The following is a 3,882-nucleotide window of genomic DNA, read 5'->3' as shown; positions in this document are numbered from 1 at the left end:
ATTTAGTGGGGATTAAGGCGCGTGTGGTAAAATTTCGCGGATTTTAAGGGAGAGCTATGAAATCTAGCAAGATAAGTCTCATTTTCTACGGCATATTCTGCGGCGTAACAATCTATTTTCTTATCTGGGGATTCGGTTTTATAGGAAGTGGCGATAAAATGCTATTTTTAGTTTCGGTATTTTTGGGCATCTTTATGGCCTTTAATATCGGCGGAAACGACGTGGCAAATTCCTTCGGCACCAGCGTCGGAAGCGGCACTCTTAGCATCGCGCAAGCCCTTTGTATCGCGGCGGTATTTGAAGCAAGCGGCGCGGTAATCGCAGGCGGCGAAGTAACCTCGACGATCCGCAGCGGCATAATCGATCTTAGCAAAATGGACGTGCATCCTAGGGATTTTATCTATGTAATGATGAGCGCGCTTTTTGCGGCGGGGGCATGGTTGCTTTTTGCCAGCAGAAAGGGTTTGCCCGTATCTACTACGCACGCTATCATCGGCGGTATCGTGGGCTCGGGGCTTACGCTAGGCGCCCTGCTTAATACCGCAGAATCTTCCGCATTGTGGCTCGTGCAGTGGGATAAGATCGGTAAAATAGCGATCTCTTGGGTGCTCTCGCCGATTTTAGGCGGAGTGATATCCTTTGGAATTTTCTGGCTCATCAAACATTACATTTTGGATTACAACCGCTACGCTCAAATAAAGATCGACCGCATAAAGCGCGAAAAAAAATCCCTTCGCAAGCTGCACAAAAAGACCTTCGAGACTCTGGACGACATTCAAAAGATCGCCTATGCAGAGGCGCTAAATCATGATATTTACGCGATGCGCGATCCCGATTTTGATCCAAGTGAGCTGGATAGCGAGTATTATAAAAAGGTGATCGAGCTTGACGCTAAAAAAGAGAAGCTCAAATCCCACAAGGCCCTAGAGTATGGAATCCCTGCCGTAGCCGGTATCGGAGCCTTCGTAATCTCGGCCATGCTGATATTTAAGGGGCTGCATAATCTAAATTTCGGGCTTACAAATTTTTACAACTACCTCATCATCGGTATGTCGACGCTAATTACCTGGCTTTTGATGTTTATTTTCGCTAAAACCCTGCGCCGCTCAAATTTAAACAAATCTGCGTTTTTGATGTTTAGCTGGCTGCAGGTACTCACTGCTAGCGGCTTTGCCTTTTCGCACGGCAGCAACGACATCGCAAACGCCGTGGGTCCGTTTGCCGCCATCATCGATACGATGGCTACGAATAGTATCAATCCCTCCACTCCCGTGCCGCAGCAGATTATGATAATGTTCGCAGTAGCCCTAATAGCGGGGCTTTGGTTCATCGGCAAAGAGGTGATCGCCACCGTAGGCACCAATCTTACAAAAATCCACCCAGCCTCGGGCTTTAGCGCCGAGCTCGCAAGCGCCGTCGTCGTCATGGCGGCATCGGTGCTGGGGCTTCCGATCTCCTCGACTCACGTGCTAATAGGCGCGATTTTGGGAATCGGCTTGGTAAATCGCAGCACAAACTGGTCGCTGATGAAGCCGATCGGGCTAGCATGGATCATCACTCTGCCCGTTTCGTCGCTGCTTTCGGCGTTTGCATTCGTGCTTTTACGCCACGTATTTTAGGCTAAATTTAAAGATCCGCTCCCCGAAATTTTAAAATTTACGGCGCCAAACCGAGTAAATTTTATAGCTCCTCTTGCGACGCATAACCGCGCAAAACCAGCTCGCAGCGGCGCAGCTCCCGCTTGCGCGCCCTGTAAAATTTAATAAAATTTTAGCTACAATCGCCCTTTGAAATTTAGGAAAGCTATGAGTAAATTTGAAATTTTCAGATCGACCCTCGCCGTGATGATGGGCTACGTGCCGCTGGGGCTGGCGTTTGGCATCTACGGCATCAGCCAAGACCTGCCCGTATGGGCGCTGGCGCTAACCTCGCTGCTTATATACGCAGGCAGCGTGGAGTTCGTGCTGATCGCATTCATCGTAACTCACGCCTCGCTCGTAGATACCTTCGTCGTGGCGTTTTTGCTAAATTTTCGCCATTTTTTCTATACGATGTCGCTGCTGGACGAGCTACGCTTCGTGCGTCATAAAATTTACGCCGTGTATGCCCTTACGGACGAAACCTTTGCTCTGCTAAAAGCGCGCGCGTTTTTGCGCCCCGAGGAGCTTAACGGCGAGCAGCCCGTAACGCCGCAAAGACTAAAAGAGCTTGATCTGCTCTATAATCTAACCGCGGTTTTAAATCAATCCTACTGGGTCGCGGGCGTCGTTACGGGGGCTGTTTTGGGGGCAAGCTTAAAGCTTGATTTTAGCGGAGTCGAGTTTAGCCTGACGGCGCTTTTTGCGATGCTAACCTATGAGGTTTTTAAAGCAAATCCGCAATACAAAGTGCTATTGCTAGGATTTGCCTGCGCATTTGCGGGGCTTTTTATCTTTCCTACAAAATATTTTTTATTCGGCACTCTGATTTTTGGCACGGCAGTATTGCTGCTCTTTCGTAAATACTTCGAGCGACCTTCGCGCACGGGACGCAGGCTGCGAAAATTCTTAAAAAGGGGTAGGTAGTGGAAATTTTACCCTATATCTTTCTGGCCTCGCTCGCTACGATTTTGACGCGATTTTTGCCGCTGCTGCTTTTTAAGAAAAAGACCGCGAGTCCAAGCTTATCGTATCTGCAGAAAAACTCGGGCCTTTTGATAATGGTCGTTTTGACGATCTATGCGCTTAAGACGATGCTGCCTAGCTTCTCAGGCGAGCGGGCTTTTAGCGTGGACGCGCTGCAAACGGCGACGCTGATACTTTGCCTGATTATGGCGTTTGTCGTGCATGCTAAATTTCGCAATTCCCTCGTTACGATAGCGCTTCCTACACTAATATATATGGCGGCGCTACGCTTTTTATTGAATTATTGATAAATTTATAAGTTAGTTTTCGATAAACTTCAAAAATTAATTTTTAAGTTTAAAAAAGGTTAAAGTTTTATGAATTTTATCAGTCAAATGGTGCATAGCTTCGCCAAAAAATACGCCGCCGAAACTATGCAAAAATCCCTATACAACTCCCTTAGAATCGACATCACGCAAGAGAACATCGCTAAAATTCCAAACCCCGATAAAAAATATATGCTCTACATGCATGTGCCCTTCTGCCACACGTTTTGCCCGTACTGCTCCTTTCATAAATACGCCTACGAGCGTGGTGCGTGCAAGGCGTATTTTAGCGCGCTACGCACCGAGATGCAGCGCACGAAGGACGCAGGCTACGACTTTGAGACACTTTATGTAGGCGGCGGCACGACGCTCATCGACGAGGATGAGCTAGCACGCACGCTGGAGCTTGCCAAGTCGCTTTTTAGCATCAAAGAGGTCTCGTGCGAGAGCGATCCCAACCACATCGAGCCTGAGAGCTTGCTGCGATTTCGCGGGCTAATAGACCGCCTAAGCGTGGGGGTGCAGAGCTTTGATGATGATATTTTACGCAAAGCGTCGCGCTACGACAAATTCGGCTCGGGCGAAATTTTGCAAGAAAAGCTATCCCGAACGGTCGGAATTCTACCGATTTTAAGCCTGGATCTGATTTTTAACTTTCCGTTTCAAACGCGCGAAATTTTACTTCGCGACATTGAAGCGGCAAAGGCGGTAGAACCGGAGCAGATCACGCTGTATCCGCTGATGAAATCGCCTTTGATGCGCGATCAAATAGCGCGAAGCCTCGGCGTTAGCAACATAGACCGCGAGGAGGAGTTTTACTCTATCATCTGCAAGGAATTTGCAAGCTGGCACCGCAGCAACGCATGGGCCTTCGCTCGCGAAAAATCAAATATGAGCGACGAGTATGTAGGCACAAATCACGAATACGTAGGCATCGGAAGCGGCGCGTTTAG

4 protein-coding genes are annotated in these 3,882 nt (G+C 48.5%); all 4 read left to right on the top strand.

Annotated features, from left to right (window positions below):
- Positions 1-56 precede the first annotated feature (56 nt).
- Positions 57-1,619 (top strand): inorganic phosphate transporter, encoded by a 1,563-nt coding sequence (locus tag Q0117_RS06395; RefSeq protein ID WP_297923848.1) that lies wholly within the window; start codon positions 57-59, stop codon positions 1,617-1,619.
- A gap of 186 nt (positions 1,620-1,805) precedes the next feature.
- Positions 1,806-2,564: an AzlC family ABC transporter permease gene (locus Q0117_RS06390; protein ID WP_297923847.1), complete on the top strand. Its 759-nt coding sequence runs from the start codon at positions 1,806-1,808 to the stop codon at positions 2,562-2,564.
- A complete protein-coding gene (locus Q0117_RS06385; protein WP_297923845.1) occupies positions 2,564-2,911 on the top strand; it encodes an AzlD domain-containing protein in 348 nt (115 codons plus the stop codon). The genes Q0117_RS06390 and Q0117_RS06385 overlap by 1 nt, the downstream gene beginning before the upstream one ends.
- 69 nt (positions 2,912-2,980) lie before the next feature.
- The coding region (locus Q0117_RS06380; RefSeq protein ID WP_297923843.1) for a coproporphyrinogen III oxidase family protein at positions 2,981-3,882 on the top strand (902 nt) is incomplete at its 3' end.

It is taken from the genome of uncultured Campylobacter sp. (assembly GCF_937997535.1).
GTDB lineage: Bacteria > Campylobacterota > Campylobacteria > Campylobacterales > Campylobacteraceae > Campylobacter_B.
This window is presented reverse-complemented; position numbering and strand designations above follow the sequence as displayed.

Coding starts and splice junctions, on each gene's coding strand:
- Q0117_RS06395 (WP_297923848.1), top strand. CDS start 57: ATGAAATCTAGCAAGATAAGTCTCATTTTCTACGGCATATTCTGCGGC.
- Q0117_RS06390 (WP_297923847.1), top strand. CDS start 1,806: ATGAGTAAATTTGAAATTTTCAGATCGACCCTCGCCGTGATGATGGGC.